Origin of the sequence: Streptomyces sp. JW3, assembly GCF_052216785.1 — a bacterium.
GTDB lineage: Bacteria > Actinomycetota > Actinomycetes > Streptomycetales > Streptomycetaceae > Streptomyces.
The window spans coordinates 23,429-39,598 of the sequence record NZ_JBQOUX010000021.1 but is presented as its reverse complement, the minus strand read 5'-3'; the positions used below and the strand labels follow the sequence as shown (position 1 = coordinate 39,598).

The window sequence follows — 16,170 nt, the reverse complement described above, 5'->3', positions numbered from 1 at the left end:
CGACCGTTACCTGCCCGTAAGCTCGCGGACATGCAGGTGATCCAGTCGACCAAGCTCGCCAACGTCTGTTACGAGATCCGGGGCCCGGTGCTCGAGGAGGCGATGCGGCTGGAAGCGGCCGGTCACCGCATCCTGAAGCTGAACACCGGCAATCCGGCCGCCTTCGGGTTCGAGTGCCCGCCGGAGATCCTGGAGGACATCCTCCGCAACGTCTCCACGGCCCACGGGTACGGCGACGCCAAGGGGCTGCTGGCCGCGCGCCGGGCGGTCGTCATGCACAACCAGACCCTCGGCATCGAGACCGACGTCGAGCACGTCTTCATCGGCAACGGCGTCTCCGAGCTGATCGTGATGGCGATGCAGGGGCTGCTCGACGACGGCGACGAGGTCCTCGTCCCGGCGCCGGACTACCCGCTGTGGACGGCGGCCGTCTCGCTCTCCGGCGGCACCGCCGTGCACTACCGCTGCGACGAGCAGGCCGACTGGATGCCGGACCTCGCCGACATCGAGCGCAAGGTCACCGACCGCACCAAGGCCATCGTCATCATCAACCCGAACAACCCGACGGGCGCGGTCTACGACGAGGCGCTGCTGCGCGGCCTGACCGACATCGCCCGCCGGCACAACCTGCTGGTCTGCTCGGACGAGATCTACGACAAGATCCTCTACGACGACGCCGTACACGTGCCGACCGCGTCGGTCGCCCCGGACCTGCTCACCCTCACCTTCAACGGCATGTCGAAGGCGTACCGGGTGGCCGGCTACCGGGTCGGCTGGATGTCGGTGTCCGGTCCGCGCGCGCACGCCGAGTCGTACATCGAGGGCCTGACGATCCTGGCGAACATGCGGCTGTGCGCCAACATGCCGGGCCAGCACGGGGTGGTCGCGGCGCTCAGCGGGCGGCAGACCATCAAGGACCTGGTGCTGCCGGGCGGCCGGCTGCGGGAGCAGCGCGACACGGCGTACGAGCTGCTGACCCAGATCCCGGGGGTGACGTGCGTGAAGCCGAAGGGGGCGCTGTATCTGTTCCCCCGGCTCGACCCCGACGTGTTCAAGATCAAGGACGACCGGCAGATGGTCCTGGACCTGCTCCGGCAGGAGAAGATCATGGTCGTCCAGGGCACCGGCTTCAACTGGCCGGAACCGGACCACTTCCGGGTGGTGACGCTGCCCTCGGCGGTGGACCTGCGGGACGCGGTGGGCCGGATCGGCCGCTTCCTGGACGGGTACGGCCAGCCCTGACCTGCTTCATTGGGGAACAGCTCAACTTTAGAATCAATCCAATGTAGGATGGTTTCCTGATTCACTAGGAGGCCGTCCATGTACGAACCGATCCGCACCAAGTCGGTCCACAGCACGACGGCCGGCCGCGCCCCGGAGTTCCCCCATCGGTCCCGTGAGGAAGAGCTGGACATCCAGCTCGCCGGCCATCTCGGCGCGCTGCTCGCCGTGACGGACCAGTTGCGGGCGCTCACCCCCGGCGCCGAGCTGGACACGGCGGCGGAGCGGATCGCCGCGCAGGTGGCGCGGTTGCGGGGCGGCGAGGTGCCGGCCCGTGTTCCGGTCGTCGACGCCGCCGAGAGTGCGCCGTTGGGCGCCCTGCATCGACGGGCGCATGCCCTGGCCGGGCGGGCGCTGGTCGTCGCCGCGTCCCGGGCGGACACGGCGGTGGCGATTCTGTCCGCCGAGATGATGGATCTGCACGCGGCGGCGTCGGAGCGGGGGGTCGCGCTGGCGCCGTAGGGGCCGCGCCCCTGACCGCGTTGCAGTCCCGGAGCCGATCCGACACCCCCCGTTCATGATCGAACACGGGGAATGTTCCGTTCCGGGAGCAGGCTTCCCGGTGTGAGACGAATCGCAGGGATAGTCCTCGCGGTCCTGCTGGTCGGCGGTGTGGTGGTGGCCGTCGTCGCGGGCCGGGGAACCGAGGACGCCGGCCCGGCAACGAAGACCGTGCGTGCCGTGATCGGGTCGGAGAAGGCGGAGTTCTTCGCCGACCCCGCCGTGGTCGAGGCCCTCGCCGCCAAGGGCTGGGCCGTGACCACCGAGACCTCCGGGTCCTGGGCGATGGAGCAGCTCGACCTCAAGGGCTACGACCTCGCCTTCCCCTCCAGCCAGGCCCCCGCCGACGAACTCGCGAAGCGGTACGGCGTCCGGGAGCCGCTGCCCCGGCCGTTCTACTCGCCGCTGGTCGTCGTCGCCCACCGGGCCGCCGCCGACGTACTGGCGGACAACGGGCTGGCCACCCTCGACCGCGACCACGGCGGCACCCTGAAGACGGCCGCCTTCCTGGACGCCGCCGCCGAGGACCGCACCTGGCAGCAGCTCAAGGGCGCGGAGGAACACGGGGAGTTGAGCGGGACGGTCTACGTCTCCACCACCGACCCGGAGTCCTCCAACTCCGGCGCCCTGTGGCTGGCCGCCGCCTCCTATGTCGCGGGCGGCAACCAGGTCGCCGCCTCGGCCGCCGACGTGGCCCGCACCGCACCGCTGATGCGCAAGCTGGTGCAAGTGCAGGGCGCCCAGCAGTCCAGCTCGGACGCCGCGTTCCGGGACTTCGTCAGCGGCGTCGGCAACCCGCTGGTGCTGGTCTACGAGTCCCAGGTCACCGCCCTGCTCCAGGAGGACCAGGACGTCGGCGACCTCACCGTCCTCTACCCGGACACCACCACGACCAGCGACCACACGGTCGTACCGCTGACCGAGGACGGCCGGAAGCTGGGGGAACTGCTGGCCGGGGACCCGGAGTTGCGCACGCTCGCCGTCCGGCACGGGTTCCGGCCGCAGGGTGCGACCGCCGAGTTCGGCCGGGCCACCCAGGACCACACCGCGTATCTCAACCAACAGCTGACCGGCGTCCGGCAGGCGCCCGTGCCCACCTCGAAGGTGCTGCGCGAGATCGCCCGCCGGGCCCGTGGATGACGGGGGACCCGGACATGACCGACCAGGACACGGACACGACCTTCACGCTCACCCCGCCCGAGCCGGTGGCCGCCGTGCCCCGGGAGAAGGCCGGCGGACTCGTCCCGGTGGACGCGGAAGTCCGCGCCGAGACGGCCCGCAGGGCCGCCGCCTTCGCGCGGTCGCTGGCGGCGCTGGACGCCCGCTCCCCGGAGTTCGCCGGCCAGGTCGGCGAGGTCACCGCACTGGGCGCCGGCGAGCTGCGGGCCGCCGCCGCGCAGTCCAACCGGATGCTGGAGCGCACCGTGCGCAGCCTGCCCGGCAAGGGCGGCGACGCCCAGGCCCAGGTGGCCGGCTCGCTGGTGGAGCTGCGCCGGGTGGTCGAGGACCTCGACCCGCGCGACCTGCCGGCCGCCAAGGCCCGCCGGTTCCTGTCCCGGCTGCCCGGTGGCAGCAAACTGCGCGACCACCTCGCCAAGTACGCCTCCGCGCAGGGCACGCTCAACGCGATCGTGGGCGCGCTGCGCGGCGGGCAGGACGAACTGCGCCGTGACAACGCCGCGTTGCAGACGGAGCGGGTCCGGCTGTGGGAGACGATGGGCAAGCTCCAGGAGTACGTGGTGCTGACCGAGGCGCTGGACACCGCCGTCGAGGAGCACATCGCCGGCGTCGGCGACCCCCAGCAGGCCGACGCGCTCCGCGCCGACGTACTCTTCCCCATCCGGCAGAAGCACCAGGACCTGCTGACCCAGCTCGCGGTGTGCGCGCAGGGCTACCTCGCCATGGACGTCGTACGCCGCAACAACGAGGAGCTGATCAAGGGCGTCGACCGGGCCGCCACGACCACCGTGTCCGCACTGCGCATCTCGGTGATGCTGGCCTCCGCGCTCGACCATCAGAAGAAGGTCGTCGAGCAGGTCGACGCGTTGCGGGGGACGACCGAGGACCTGATCCGGGGCAACGCGGAGATGCTCGCCACGCAGAGCGGCGAGATCCAGCGGATCGCCGCCGACCCGGCGGTCGGCGCGGACACCCTGCGCCAGGCGTTCCAGCAGATCTACCGCACCCTGGACACCATCGACAGCTACAAGGTGCGGGCCACCGAGGCGATGGCCAGCACGGTCGAGTCGCTGACCGCCGAGCTTCAGCAGGCGAGCACCTACCTGGAGCGCAGCCGCTCCAAGGGCGTCCTGGAAGGCGGCCCGGCATGAGACCCCGCCTCCTCGCCCTCGGCCTGACGGCCGCCCTCGCCCTGCTGACCGCCTGCACCCCCGCCGACGACGACGGCCCGCCGGCCGGCATCTCCACCCCCGGCGTCCCCGGCCCCGCCGCACCCGGCACCCTGCGCGTCCTCGCCTCCAGCGAGCTGACCGACCTGGCACCGGTCCTGGAGCAGGTCAGGAAGGACACCGGCGTCACCGTCCGGCTGACCGCGATGGGCACCCTGGACGCCGTCGACATGCTGGCCAAGGGGAAGACGGACGGGCAGTACGACGCGGTGTGGCTGTCGTCCAACGACTATCTGCGGCTGCGCCCGGAGGCCGCGAAGCGGGTCGTGTCCGAGACGCCGGTGATGACCAGCCCGGTCGCCATCGGCGTACGGACCGCCACCGTGAAGAAGCTCGGGTGGCAGCCGAACGACGTCACCTGGTCCCAGGTCGAGGAGGCCGTCGCGGCCGGGCAGCTGACATACGGCATGACCGACCCGGCCCGCTCCAACTCCGGTTTCGCCACCCTCGTCTCGGTGGCCTCGGCGCTCTCCGGTGCCGAGGCGGCGCTGACCGACGCGGACGTGGCGAAGGCCCGGCCCCGGCTGACGGAGTTCTTCCAGGGGCAGCAGCTGACCTCGGGCTCCTCGGCCTGGCTGGCGGCTGCCTACGAGCGGCGCGGCACCGTGGACGCGCTGCTCAACTACGAGTCCGTCCTCAAGGGCATCGACGGTCTCACCGTGATCCGCCCCCGGGACGGCGTGGTCACCGCCGACTACCCGCTCTCCTCGCTCACCGCCACCTCCGCCGCGACCCGCGAGGACGTCCGCGAGGTGGCCGCCGCGCTGCGCACCCCCGCGCGCCAGCGGCAGATCACCGAGACCACCCTGCGCCGCCCGGTGGTCCCCTCCGTGGCCCCCGCCGTTGGCCTCGACCCCGAACGCCGCCGCGAACTCCCCTTCCCCGGCACCCGCTCGGTCGCCGACGGCCTGCTCGACTCCTACGAGAACGAACTGCGCCGCCCCTCGCGCACGGTGTACGTGCTGGACACCTCCGGCTCCATGAAGGGCGACCGGCTGGACCGCCTGAAGACCGCGCTGACCGGTCTGACCGGCGACTTCCGGGAACGCGAGGAGGTCACGCTGATGCCGTTCGGCTCCGCGGTGAAGAGCGTGCGCCGCCATGTGGTCGACCCGTCCGATCCGCAGCGCGGCCTGACGGCGATCCGCGCCGACACCGACGCGCTCACCGCGTCGGGCGACACCGCCGTCTACACCTCGCTGGAGAAGGCGTACGACCATCTGGGCACCGGCACGGACACGTTCACGTCGATCGTGCTGATGACGGACGGCGAGAACACCACCGGCGCCGACGCGGCCGACTTCGACGGCTTCTACCGCGCGCTGAGCCGCGACCGGCAGCAGATCCCCGTCTTCCCCATCCTGTTCGGCGACTCCGACCGGGCGGAGCTGGCGCACATCGCCGAGCTGACCGGCGGCCGGCTGTTCGACGCCCAGCGGGGCTCGCTGGACGGCGCCTTCGAGGAGATCCGTGGCTATCAATGAGTACCTGGAGTCCCGGAAGAACATCGCGGGCAGCGTCTGCGGGCTGGCCGGGCTGGTGCTGACCTTCACCGGGGTGGCCGGTCCGTACTGGCCGGTGGTGGTCGCCGGTCTGTACGGCGCGGGCGCGCTGATCGCCCCGCCGGAGCGGCCCGCCCCGCCCGCCTTCCCCGACCCGTCGGCCCGGCTCGACGAGATCCGCGCCGACCTGGAACGGCTGCACGCCTACCTCGCCGACGTCGACCTGCCGCCGGCCGCCGCCGGGCGTCTCACCGAGCTGATGGACCTGCTGGGCGGGCTGCTGACGCCGGGCTGGGCCACCGAGGTGCTGGCCGAGGACCCGGAGGGCGTGCACACGCTGACCCGGGCGGTACGGCAGGACGTCCCCGAATCCGTCGACGCGTATGTGCGCACCCGCTGGTGGAGCCGGATGACGCCGGGCGGCGAGCCGCCGGAACGGCACCTGGAACGCCAGCTCGGTCTGCTGCACGAGGAGGCGGCGGCGCTGGCGGCGCGGCTGCGGGAGACCGAGGAGCGGCGCCAGGAGTCGCACACCCGGTATCTGGAGGACCGCTCCAACTGACAGTTTGGGCCGGGTCCGTCGCACGCCGTTGTGCGGGGACCCGGCCCGGACGAGGTCCGCCCCGATGCTCCGGGACATCGAGCTACTGGAGCGGGGCGGATCCCCCTCAACGGCCGGCCTTCGTGACGACAACGCTGGTCAGGGCTTGCCGGACCGGCCGCGGAGTTCTTGTGGACGGGAGCTCAGCCCAGGCGCTCCACCAGCGCCCGGTACTGGTCCCACAGCTCCTTCGGGGTGTGGTCGCCGAAGGTGTTCAGGTGCTCGGGGACCAGGGCCGCCTCCTCGCGCCAGACCTCCTTGTCGACGCTGAGCAGGAAGTCCAGGTCGGCCTCGGACAGGTCCAGGCCGTCGGTGTCCAGCGCGCCCTTGGCCGGCAGCACGCCGATCGGCGTCTCGACGCCCGCCGCCTTGCCCTCAAGCCGTTCCACGATCCACTTCAGGACGCGGCCGTTCTCCCCGAAGCCGGGCCACACGAACCGGCCGTCGTCGTCCTTGCGGAACCAGTTGACGTAGTAGATCTTCGGCAGCTTGGCCTGGTCCTTGTCCCTGGCGACGTCGATCCAGTGACCCATGTAGTCGCCCATGTTGTAGCCGCAGAACGGCAGCATGGCGAACGGGTCGCGGCGCAGCTCACCGACCTTGCCCTCGGCGGCGGCGGTCTTCTCGGACGCCACGTTGGCGCCGAGGAAGACGCCGTGGTTCCAGTCGAAGGACTCGGTGACCAGCGGTACGGCGGTGGCGCGGCGCCCGCCGAACAGGATCGCGGAGATCGGCACGCCTCCCGGGTCCTCCCACTCCGGCGCGATGATCGGGCACTGCGCGGCGGGGGTGGTGAAGCGGGCGTTGGGGTGCGCGGCCGGGGTCTGCGAGGCGGGCGTCCAGTCGTTGCCCTTCCAGTCCGTGAGGTGCGCCGGGGTCTCCTCGGTCATCCCCTCCCACCACACGTCATTGTCGTCGGTGAGGGCGACGTTGGTGAAGACCGAGTTGCCCCACAGCGTCTTCATCGCGTTGGCGTTGGTGTGCTCGCCGGTGCCGGGCGCGACGCCGAAGAAGCCGGCCTCCGGGTTGATCGCGTAGAGCCGGCCGTCCTCGCCGAACCGCATCCAGGCGATGTCGTCGCCGATGGTCTCCACCGTCCAGCCGGGGATGGTCGGCTCCAGCATGGCGAGGTTGGTCTTGCCGCAGGCGGACGGGAAGGCGGCGGCCACGTACTTGGACTCACCGCGCGGCGGGGTCAGCTTCAGGATCAGCATGTGCTCGGCGAGCCAGCCCTCGTCGCGGGCCATGACGGAGGCGATGCGCAGCGCGTAGCACTTCTTGCCGAGCAGCGCGTTGCCGCCGTAGCCGGAGCCGTAGGACCAGATCTCGCGGTCCTCGGGGAAGTGCGAGATGTACTTGGTGCTGTTGCACGGCCAGGGCACGTCCTGCTGTCCTTCGCCGAGCGGGGCGCCCAGCGAGTGCACGGCCTTGACGAAGAAGCCGCGCTCGCCCAGTTCGTCGAGGACCGGCTGTCCCATGCGGGTCATCGTGCGCATCGAGACGGCGACGTACGCCGAGTCGGTGATCTCGACGCCGATCGCGGACAGCGGGGAGCCCAGCGGCCCCATGCAGAACGGGACGACGTACATGGTCCGGCCGCGCATCGAGCCGCGGAACAGGCCGTTCGCCCCGCTGAAGGTCTCCCGCATCTCGGCGGGGTCTTTCCAGTGGTTGGTGGGACCGGCGTCCTCCTCCTTGGCGGAGCAGATGAAGGTGCGGTCCTCGACGCGGGCGACGTCGCTGGGGTCGGAGGCCGCGTAGTAGGAGTTGGGGCGCTTGATCGGGTCGAGTTTGCGGAAGGTGCCCTTGGCGACGAGCTCCTCGCACAGCCGCTCGTACTCGGCCTCGGATCCGTCACACCAGACCACGTTGTCCGGCTGCGTCAGTTCGGCGATCTCGGTCACCCACGAGATCAGCTCCTGGTGCTGGGTGGGGACGGGGGAAGCCGCGATGTCGCGCGCCACGATTGCTCCTAACTGAGGGATGTGGTGTTGGAGGCCCCGTGGGGGCTGCGACCCGGACGCCTGCCCAGGATCACTCGGGCGCTCATCCGGTGCCGACCGCACTCATTTGATCATCCGACGCCCTCGCCCATCTGTCCAGAGGGGCGCACACCTGAGCGGCGTGAGGAACGCCACGCACCTTGGCGAATCTCCGCGCGGGTCCCGGTTTTTTTTGCGTATACGTGGAGTTCACCTGGCACTTCTTTTACTCGACACCCGTGAGATCATGGAATGCGCGACCGAATTCGTACGGCTGTACTGACGCGTAACTTACGGTTCCGTAGGTACTCTTCGGCGTATGACTGCGTCCGCCTCCGATGCGCACACGGATTCCCCGGCCGCCGGCCGCGGTCCCGTCGCGCTCTCCCTGCCGCATCCGGTCAAGCCCAAGCTCCGCGGCTGGCTGCATCTCGGAATGTTCCCGGCCGTGCTCGTCGCGGGCCTCGCGCTCACCGCACTCGCCGACTCGACCAGAGCACGCGTCGCCTGCGGGGTCTACGTCCTGACCGCCTGCCTGCTGTTCGGCGTCAGCGCCCTGTACCACCGGGGCGACTGGAGCCCGCGGATGGACGGCGTGCTGCGCCGCCTGGACCACGCCAACATCTTCCTGATCATCGCGGGCACCTACACCCCGCTGACCATGCTGCTGCTCCCGGCGTCCCAGGGCCGGTGGCTGCTGTGGGGCATCTGGGCCGCCGCGGCGGCCGGCATCGCCTTCCGGGTCTTCTGGGTCGGCGCCCCGCGCTGGCTCTACACCCCCTGCTACCTGGCCATGGGCTGGGCGGCCGTCTTCTACCTGCCCGACTTCATGCGGGCCGGCGGCATCGCGGTCCTGGTCCTGGTGATCGTGGGCGGGGTGCTCTACAGCGTCGGCGGCGTGGTCTACGGCATCAAGCGGCCGAACCCGTCACCGCGCTGGTTCGGCTTCCACGAGGTCTTCCACTCCTTCACGCTGGCCGCGTTCATCGCGCACTACGTGGGGATCTCGCTGGTCGCCTACTAGACCTGTACCTGGACCGACAAGGGACCGACAAGGGAAGGCATGCCCCCGGCGCACACCCCCGCCTCCGCACCGGCCCGCCCGCCGGGCCTGCGGGAGCGGAAGAAGCTCAAGACCCGGCTCGCGATCAGGGCGGCGACGTACGCCCTGATCCGCGAACGGGGCTACGACGCCACCGGCGTCGAGCGGATCGCCGAGCGGGCCGAGGTCTCGCCGAGCACCGTGCTGCGCTACTTCCCCACCAAGGAGGACATCGTCCTGTGGGACGAGTACGAGCCCCTGGTGGAGGAACTGCTGGAGCACCGCCCGGCCGACGAACCGCTCCCGCAGGCGCTGCGCCGGGCCCTGCACCGCGCGACCGCCCTCACCCTCGGCGAGAACCCGCACTTCGGCCGGGACGACATGCTGCTCCGGGTCCGCCTGGTGGCCGAGGTCCCGGCCGTCCGGGCCCGGCTGATGGAGAGCATGTCCGTCACCGGCCGCCTGATGTGCCGCGCCCTGGCCGGCCGCACCGGCCAGGGCGAGAGCGACCTGGAGGTCCGGGTCTACGCGATGGGCCTGATGGGAGCCCTGCTGGAGACGGTGGTCCACTGGGTCGAGCAGGGCTGCCGGGACGACCTGACGCTGCTGACCGACCGCGCCCTCGCCGTCTTCCGCGACCTGCCCGAGACCCGGCGATCATGACATCCTGAACGGGTGAACGGTCCCGAGATCCACGTCGAGTTCGCCCCCGAGCTGCTCCTCTTCGTCCCCCGGGCACGGCCCACCGGTTCCACCCCGGCCGCCACCGACGGCGTCTCCACCCTCGGCCACGTCGTGGAGTCCCTCGGCGTCCCGCTGACCGAGGTCGGCACCCTGCTCGTCGACGGCCGCCCGGTGCCGCCCGGCCACGTCCCGGCGCCCGGCGAGTCGGTCACCGTCCGCCCCGTGGACCGCCCGCAGCGGGTGCCGGGCGCCCCGCTGCGCTTCCTCCTCGACGTCCACCTCGGCACCCTGGCCCGCCGGCTGCGCCTGCTCGGCGTGGACGCCGCCTACGAGTCGACCGACATCGGCGACCCGGCGCTGGCCGCCCGCTCCGCCGCCGAACGCCGGGTACTGCTCAGCCGCGACCGGGGCCTGCTGCGCCGCCGCGAACTGTGGGCCGGCGCCTTCGTCTACAGCACCCGCCCCGACGACCAGCTCACCGACATCCTGAACCGCTTCGCCCCCGCCCTGCACCCCTGGACCCGCTGCACGGCCTGCAACGGCCCGCTCCGCGAGGCGACGAAGGAGGAGGTGGCGGACCAGTTGGAAAGCGGCACGCAGCGGTCGTACGACGTGTTCGCCCGGTGCGAGTCATGCGGCCGGGCCTACTGGCGGGGAGCGCACCACGGGCAACTGGAAGCGATCGTCAGCACATACGTGCCCCGTTAGGGGCGCGGGGCTGTGTCATATGCGGCTCCGCCGCGTGGGCGCGACCAGCCACGACGCGCCGTCACTGAACCGCCTCCCGCAACCGCCCCACATCAGTGGTCGGCGCCTCACAGACAAACCCCCGGCACACATACGCCGCCGCCTCCCCACCGACCAGCCCCCGCCCGGCGAGCAGCGGAAACTCCTCACTCCCCTCCTCGCCGAAGGCCACCACCATCCCCGGCGCGGTCCCGAGCAGCGCGGCCCGCCGCAGCTCCCCGTCCCCCACCACCGCGACCTCCCGGGGCCCGTCGAGATACGCCTCCCCCACCGCCAGCCCCCACCCCACGAACCTCGGCACCCGCGGCCCGAGCGCCTTCACCACCCCCAGCGCGTGCTCCGCCGCCTCCCGGTGCGGCCCGGACCCGGTGTGCGCGGCGTACGTCAGCAACGCCCCCGCCGCCGCCGTCCACCCGGAGGGCGCCGCGTTGTCCGTCGGGTCCTGGGGCCGCCGGATCAGCCGCTCCGCGTCCACCGCCGTGTCGTACAGCGACCCGTCCGCGTCCCGGAACCGCGTCAGCACGTGGTCGAGCAGCAACCCGGCGAAATCCAGCCAGACGCCCTCCCCGGTGACGGAGGCCAGCGCGAGGAAGCCCTCGGCGACATCGGCGTAGTCCTCCAGTACCCCGGCGTTGCCACCCGCCCGCCCGTCGCGGCTGGTGCGGGTGAGCCGGCCCTGGTCGTCCAGATGCAGCCGGACCAGCAGATCGGCGGCGGCGACCGCCGCCTCCACCAGATCCGGCCGGTCGAAGTAGGCGCCGGTCTCGGCCAGCGCGGCGATCGCGAGGCCGTTCCAGGCGGCCACGACCTTGTCGTCCCGCCCGGGCGCGGGCCGTTGGGTCCGCGCGGCCAGCAGCCGTTCCCGTACCGACCGGACCCGCTCGGCGTCGAACACGCCCTCGTGCTGCGGGAGCTGGAGCACCGAGGCACCGTGCTCGAAGGTGCCCTCCTCGGTGATGCCGAAGTACTGCGTGGCGAGCTCGGCGTCGGCCTCGCCGAGCACCGCGCGCACCTGCTCGGGCGTCCACACGTAGTACGCGCCCTCGACGTGCTTGCCCGTGCCGTCGTCGCTGTCGGCGTCCAGCGCGGAGGCGAACCCGCCCTCGGCGGTGCGCAGTTCGCGGACCAGGAAGTCGGCGGTCTCCAGGGCGACCCGGCGGGCGAGGTCCGACCCGGTGGAGCGCCACAGGTGCGCGTACACCCGGCCCAGCAGCGCGTTGTCGTACAGCATCTTCTCGAAGTGCGGCACGACCCACTCCCGGTCGACCGAGTACCGCGCGAATCCCCCGCCCAACTGGTCGTAGATCCCGCCCCGGGCCATCCGCTCACAGGTGTCGGCCGCCATCTGCAACGCACCCTCGGCGCCGGTACGGGCGTGGTGGCGCAGCAGGAACTCCAGCACCATGGACGGCGGGAACTTCGGCGCCCCGCCGAACCCGCCGCGCCGCGCGTCGTACTCCCGGGTCAGCCCCAGCAGCGCCGCCGCGAGCTCCTCCTCGCCCGGCACCTGGGCGTCGCCGTAGGAGATCTCCCGCCCGGCCAGGTCCCGGACGATCTTCCCGGCCACGTCGGTGACCTCCCCGCGCCGCTCGGTCCACGCCTGCTGGACACCGGCCAGCACCTGCCGGAAGGACGGCATGCCCTGGCGCGGCGCGGGCGGATAGTACGTACCGAAGTAGAACGGCTCGGCGTCCGGCGTGAGGAAGACCGTCATCGGCCAGCCGCCCTGCCCGGTCGCCGCCTGCACCGCCTCCATGTAGACGGCGTCGACGTCGGGGCGCTCCTCGCGGTCGACCTTGACGGACACGAAGTGCTCGTTCAGGTAGGCGGCGGTGGCGGCGTCCTCGAACGACTCGTGGGCCATGACGTGGCACCAGTGGCAACTGCTGTACCCCACACTCAGCAGCACCGGCACATCCCGCCGCCGCGCCTCCTCGAACGCCTCGGCCGACCAGGGCCACCAGTCGACCGGGTTCTCGGCGTGCTGGAGCAGGTAGGGGGACGTCTCGCGGGCCAGTCGGTTCGCCATGGGGTCCATCCTGCCCCAGTACCCGCGGCGCGCCGGACAGCACACCGCCGGGGCTCTCCCCAGGGAGTTCACACGGCAGGACACTTGACCCGCCCGCCAGGTGGGAAGGACCCGAGGATGGGCGGGGCGACGCAGGGGACGACCGGGGCCCTCGGAGGGGGACGGGACATGCGGGACAGTCATCGGGTGGAGGCCGAACGGCTGCTGGTGCGGGCCGTGGAGGAGGAGGTGCGGCGCACCGGCGGGCGGGTGGACGGCGGGGTGCTGCTGTCCCGGGCGCGCGGCGCGCTGGACTCGATGGCGCGTACCGCCGCCGAGGAGTACGACGCCTACACCCGGGCGCTGGACGAGGCCGGCGCCGGGCAGCTCACGTTCCGCCAGCGCTGGGCCCGCGAGGGCGCCGGCACTCCGCTGCTGGTGGCGGCCGTCGCGGCGGTCGCGGCGGTGGTGGCCGACGTCGCGCTGGGCACCGGCACCGGCACCGCGGTGGGCGCGGGCCTCGCGGTCGGGGTGGTGGGCGCGGCGGCGGCCGTGGTGAAGGTGATGGGTGCGCATCTGCCGGCCGCGCACCACCAGGCGGGGGCCGTCAACCAGCCGGGCGGTCCCGGGCAGTTGCGGCTCCAGTGGCTCACCGCGCTGGAGGTGCGCGGCATCCGGCCGTTCCTGGACCAGCAGCGGGTGCTCGCCGCGTCGACGGCACCGAGCAAGCCGGGGCCGAAGCTGCGCGGCGCCGACAAGAGCGCGGCGGCCCGGGGACGGACGGTGCTCGAGCAGTCGTTCGGGCAGTTGCCGGTGCCGGACGGCGTGTTCGTGGGCCGCCGGCCGGAGACGGACCGGCTGCGGCAGTGGGTGCGGGCGGCCCGCGCCAGTACCGAGACCAAGCCGACGGTGGTGGTACTGCACGGGGCGCCCGGCAGCGGCCGTACGACACTCGCGGTGCGCGCCGCCCACGATCTGAAGGACTACTTCCGCGGCGCCTGCGTCGTCGATCTGCGCGGCGAGAGTGCCGGTGAGCCGCTGCCCACCCGGGATGCCCTGCTGCACCTGCTCAACCGGCTCGGCGCACCCCGGGAGCAGTTGCTGTTCCGCGAGCGGTCCTCGGCAGACCAGCAGGTCAGACGGCTGATTGAGCTGTACCACCAGCATCTGACCGGCGTCCCGGTCGTCGTCGTCCTGGACGACGCGAGTGACGTGGAACAGGTGCGCGCGCTGATCCCGGAACGGTCCGACAGTCTGGTACTGGTCACCGCGCGCCGGCCGCTCGACCTGCCCGCGGACCTGCCCGCCCGGGTGCACCACCTGCCGGTCGAGCCGCTGGACGCGGCGGGCGCGGAGGAGTTGCTGCGGGCCGGCGCGCAGGACACCGACGGGCCCTACGACGCCGAGTCCGCCGACCTGATCCGGGACCTGTGCGGCGGGCTGCCGCTGGCGCTGCGCGTCGCCGGTTCCGCGCTCGGCCCGCGCTCACCGCGCGCCCTCGCCGCCGACCTGGGCGCCTACGGTCCGGTGGAGCCGGTGGAGCGGGCGCTGTGGCTGCGTTACACCGACCAGTCCGAGCCCGCCCGCAAGCTGCTGCGCCGGCTCGCGCTGGCCGGCCGTACCTCGCTGGGCGCCGCCGCCGCGGCCGCGCTGCTGGCCACCGACGAGACGGAGGCCACCAAGCAGCTGACGGCACTGTCCCGGGCCGGGCTCATCGACCACGTCCGCGGCAGCCGCTACCGGCTGCACGACGTGGTGCGCGCCTTCGCCCAGGCCCGGCTGCTCGACGAGGAGGAACCGGCCGAGCGGACGGCGGCGCAGGAACGGCTGATCGCCAACTACGGCGAGCTGGCCGACTCGGTGCTGCGGCTGGTCGACGGCAACATGTCGACCCGCTCGGACCGGTTCGGCCCGCACGGCTTCACCTCGCTGGACGAGGCGCTGCGCTGGCTGGACGACGAGTCCAGCTTCATCACGGCGACGCTCCGGTACGCCGAGGGCGTCGACCAGGGCGCGGTGCTCAATCTGCTGGGCGCGCTGTGCGACTACTGCCTGCTGCGCGGCGACCTGTACCGGCTCGGCGAGATCAGCGACCTGGCGCAGGCCGTCGACCAGGGGCTGCTGCTGCGCTCGGTGCAGTGGCGCACCGGTATCGCGGCCCGGCAGGTCGGTGAGCTGGACAAGGCGCGCACCACGCTGGCCTCCGTGGTCGACCTGTATCTGGAGGCCCAGCACGACGCGGGCGCGGCGCGGGCGCTGACCTCGCTCGGCATCACCCTGCACCACCAGGGCAACCTGACCGGTGCGGCGGCCAAGCTGCACGAGGCGCTCGACCTCCAGGCCGCCCCCGACCTGGCCACCGACCGGGCGTGGACGCTGCACGCGCTGGCGGCGGTCCAGCGCGACCGCTCCCGGCTGGCGGAGGCCCTGGAACTGCTGGAGGAGTCGCTCGTCCTGCACCGCGCGGGCGAGTCGGTGCACGGGCAGGCGTGGGCGCACTTCCAGCTCGGCCAGCTCCATCTGCGCCGCGGTGACGTGCCGCGCGCGGAGGCCGAGCTGCGGGCCGCCCTCGGCCTGTACGGCCGTACCCAGGACCGGCGCGGCGAGGCGTGGGCGCTGACCCAGCTGGCCCGGGCCCGGCTGGTCGCCGGGGACGCGGCGCGGGCGGTGGAGGAGCTGCGCGGGGCGGTCGGCCGGCACCGGGACAACGAGGACGCGCGCGGCGAGGCGTGGACCCTGTACTACCTGGGCCAGGCGCTGGAGGAGACCGGCGACCTGGACCGGTCGGTACGCGAACTGGAGCGGTCCCGCACGATGTTCTCCCGGATGCGGGACGTCTACGGGCTGGCCTGCGCCCGGCACCACTCGGCCCGGGTCACCCGCGACCAGCGCGCCGCGCAGACCGGTTCGCTGCGCAACTCCGGGTTCGCCCGCCAGCTCCTGGTCGACGCCCGCGCCGACTTCCACCGCATCGGCGTCGCGCACGGCGAGGCGTGGACCTGCCTGGAGCTGGCCGTGGTCGACGCGGGCAACGGCCGCACCCCGCAGGCGCTCGCCCTGTGCGACGAGGCGGTCACCCTGTTCGCCTCCTACGGCGACCGGCGCGGCGACGACTGGGCCCGCTTCCTGCGCTGCACCCTGCTGCCGTACGCCGCGCCCGGCGGCGTCGAGATCGGCACGGCGGTCGCCCAGGAGGAACTGGCCCAGCTGACTCGCGCCACCCACCCGGCCCGCGACGAACGCCTGGAAGAGGGCCTGACCGCCTATGGCCTGCTGCTGGAACGCGGCGTCCGCCTGGACTCCGGCTGGCAGGCCTGGCGCCTGGGCATGGTGCCCAACCGGCACGCCCGGGAGGTCATGGGGGTGGAGGTGGAAGTCAAGCAGGGCTGACAATATGAGGAGTCATCACCGGGG

At 72.6% G+C, this 16,170-nt stretch carries 12 protein-coding genes; 10 read left to right on the top strand and 2 right to left on the bottom strand.

What is annotated here, in order from left to right; all coding sequences use genetic code 11:
- Positions 1-30: 30 nt before the first annotated feature.
- From ACTT8P_RS11870 to ACTT8P_RS11845, 6 genes are all read left to right on the top strand, one after another.
- A complete protein-coding gene (locus ACTT8P_RS11870; protein ID WP_442831549.1) occupies positions 31-1,242 on the top strand; it encodes a pyridoxal phosphate-dependent aminotransferase in 1,212 nt (403 codons plus the stop codon).
- Between the two features lie 78 nt (positions 1,243-1,320).
- A complete protein-coding gene (locus ACTT8P_RS11865) occupies positions 1,321-1,743 on the top strand; it encodes an SCO4983 family protein (protein WP_442831548.1) in 423 nt (140 codons plus the stop codon).
- A gap of 102 nt (positions 1,744-1,845) precedes the next feature.
- Positions 1,846-2,922 (top strand): substrate-binding domain-containing protein, encoded by a 1,077-nt coding sequence (locus ACTT8P_RS11860; RefSeq protein ID WP_442831547.1) that lies wholly within the window; start codon positions 1,846-1,848, stop codon positions 2,920-2,922.
- Positions 2,923-2,936: 14 nt separating this feature from the next.
- Positions 2,937-4,112, top strand: coding sequence for a toxic anion resistance protein (locus ACTT8P_RS11855; protein WP_442831546.1), 1,176 nt, complete (start codon positions 2,937-2,939; stop codon positions 4,110-4,112).
- Complete coding sequence (locus tag ACTT8P_RS11850) at positions 4,109-5,674, top strand: substrate-binding and vWA domain-containing protein (protein ID WP_442831545.1); 1,566 nt, start codon at positions 4,109-4,111, stop codon at positions 5,672-5,674. Before ACTT8P_RS11855 ends, ACTT8P_RS11850 begins: the two co-directional genes overlap by 4 nt.
- Complete coding sequence (locus ACTT8P_RS11845; protein ID WP_442831544.1) at positions 5,661-6,254, top strand: hypothetical protein; 594 nt, start codon at positions 5,661-5,663, stop codon at positions 6,252-6,254. The genes ACTT8P_RS11850 and ACTT8P_RS11845 overlap by 14 nt, the downstream gene beginning before the upstream one ends.
- Before the next feature lie 182 nt (positions 6,255-6,436).
- On the opposite strand, the gene ACTT8P_RS11840 is transcribed toward ACTT8P_RS11845, so the two are convergent.
- Positions 6,437-8,257: a phosphoenolpyruvate carboxykinase (GTP) gene (locus tag ACTT8P_RS11840; RefSeq protein WP_442831543.1), complete on the bottom strand. Its 1,821-nt coding sequence runs from the start codon at positions 8,255-8,257 to the stop codon at positions 6,437-6,439.
- Between the two features lie 337 nt (positions 8,258-8,594).
- Here ACTT8P_RS11840 and trhA point away from each other — a divergent pair, with 337 nt between their 5' ends.
- From trhA to ACTT8P_RS11825, 3 genes are read left to right on the top strand one after another with little or no spacing between them, the layout of a single operon-like run.
- Entirely contained in the window at positions 8,595-9,299 is a 705-nt protein-coding gene (trhA, locus tag ACTT8P_RS11835; RefSeq protein WP_442831542.1) for a PAQR family membrane homeostasis protein TrhA, read from the top strand.
- A 39-nt stretch (positions 9,300-9,338) separates the two neighbouring features.
- Positions 9,339-9,980, top strand: coding sequence for a TetR/AcrR family transcriptional regulator (locus ACTT8P_RS11830; RefSeq protein WP_442831541.1), 642 nt, complete (start codon positions 9,339-9,341; stop codon positions 9,978-9,980).
- 12 nt (positions 9,981-9,992) lie between these two features.
- Complete coding sequence (locus tag ACTT8P_RS11825; protein WP_442831540.1) at positions 9,993-10,709, top strand: Mut7-C RNAse domain-containing protein; 717 nt, start codon at positions 9,993-9,995, stop codon at positions 10,707-10,709.
- Positions 10,710-10,770: 61 nt separating this feature from the next.
- Here the strand turns inward: ACTT8P_RS11825 and ACTT8P_RS11820 are convergent, their stop codons facing one another.
- Positions 10,771-12,777, bottom strand: coding sequence for a thioredoxin domain-containing protein (locus ACTT8P_RS11820; RefSeq protein WP_442831539.1), 2,007 nt, complete (start codon positions 12,775-12,777; stop codon positions 10,771-10,773).
- A gap of 168 nt (positions 12,778-12,945) precedes the next feature.
- Here ACTT8P_RS11820 and ACTT8P_RS11815 point away from each other — a divergent pair, with 168 nt between their 5' ends.
- Positions 12,946-16,146, top strand: coding sequence for a tetratricopeptide repeat protein (locus ACTT8P_RS11815; protein WP_442831538.1), 3,201 nt, complete (start codon positions 12,946-12,948; stop codon positions 16,144-16,146).
- The last annotated feature ends 24 nt before the right edge of the window (positions 16,147-16,170 follow it).

What these genes read in the sequence shown, in the direction of transcription:
- ACTT8P_RS11855 (WP_442831546.1), top strand. Translation starts at nt 2,937, where the DNA reads ATGACCGACCAGGACACGGACACGACCTTCACGCTCACCCCGCCCGAG.
- trhA (WP_442831542.1), top strand. Translation starts at nt 8,595, where the DNA reads ATGACTGCGTCCGCCTCCGATGCGCACACGGATTCCCCGGCCGCCGGC.
- ACTT8P_RS11865 (WP_442831548.1), top strand. Translation starts at nt 1,321, where the DNA reads ATGTACGAACCGATCCGCACCAAGTCGGTCCACAGCACGACGGCCGGC.
- ACTT8P_RS11830 (WP_442831541.1), top strand. Translation starts at nt 9,339, where the DNA reads ATGCCCCCGGCGCACACCCCCGCCTCCGCACCGGCCCGCCCGCCGGGC.
- ACTT8P_RS11870 (WP_442831549.1), top strand. Translation starts at nt 31, where the DNA reads ATGCAGGTGATCCAGTCGACCAAGCTCGCCAACGTCTGTTACGAGATC.
- ACTT8P_RS11820 (WP_442831539.1), bottom strand. Translation starts at nt 12,777, where the DNA reads ATGGCGAACCGACTGGCCCGCGAGACGTCCCCCTACCTGCTCCAGCAC.
- ACTT8P_RS11850 (WP_442831545.1), top strand. Translation starts at nt 4,109, where the DNA reads ATGAGACCCCGCCTCCTCGCCCTCGGCCTGACGGCCGCCCTCGCCCTG.
- ACTT8P_RS11815 (WP_442831538.1), top strand. Translation starts at nt 12,946, where the DNA reads ATGCGGGACAGTCATCGGGTGGAGGCCGAACGGCTGCTGGTGCGGGCC.